Genomic DNA, 625 nt, shown 5'->3' with positions numbered 1-625 from the left:
TGCCGATTTACAATGCAAGTGCAACAGTAAATAAAAAGAGTGACTCAAAGAGGAAAAGCCAGTAAAATGGTAGTTGCGAGCCAACCATAAGGAGGCGTTCCTCAATGAGCCACTACCAACATCTTAGCATAGAAGAACGGGAAAGTATATGGGAAAAACAAATAAAAGGGGAAAGTGTACGGAGAATTGCCGCAGAGCTGGGGCGGAGTGCCTCCACAATCAGCCGGGAATTGAAGCGGAATCAATGCAAACAAGGATACCGCCCATCGGATGCGCAAAAACAGTATCATCACCGGAGAAAGCAATGTCGCAGGCACCGGCTCTTAGCCCCAGGCCCCCTTCGGGCTGCTGTGGTCCGCCTGCTAACCCAGCAGCAGTGGTCTCCTGAGCAGATCTCAGAGCGGATAGCGATGGAGCATGGGAAACGGCTAGTCAGTTACAGCACCATTTATCGCGCCTTGAAGGATGGGTATATGGAGCCGAAGGGAACACGCAAAAACCGGCACGGCCGTTACCCCATGCAGAAATATCTCAGACGCAAAGGCTGGCGTGGGGTAAAGAAGCTGAGAAAAACCGCAGCCTTTGTGCATCAAACCATTGAACAGCGGCCCAAAGCGGCAGATAG

General features: G+C 51.5%; 1 protein-coding gene. It reads left to right on the top strand.

Features of this window, described 5'->3' with window-relative positions:
• Nucleotides 1–104 precede the first annotated feature (104 nt).
• On the top strand, nt 105–625 hold a 521-nt coding region (locus H6B31_RS16745; RefSeq protein ID WP_204899533.1), incomplete at its 3' end, for a helix-turn-helix domain-containing protein.

The sequence above is a fragment of the Pseudoflavonifractor capillosus genome (assembly GCF_016899775.1).
In the GTDB taxonomy this organism is placed as follows: Bacteria; Bacillota; Clostridia; order Oscillospirales; family Oscillospiraceae; genus Lawsonibacter.
Note: the sequence above shows the minus strand (reverse complement) of the source record. Positions and strands in the feature narration are given on the sequence as shown.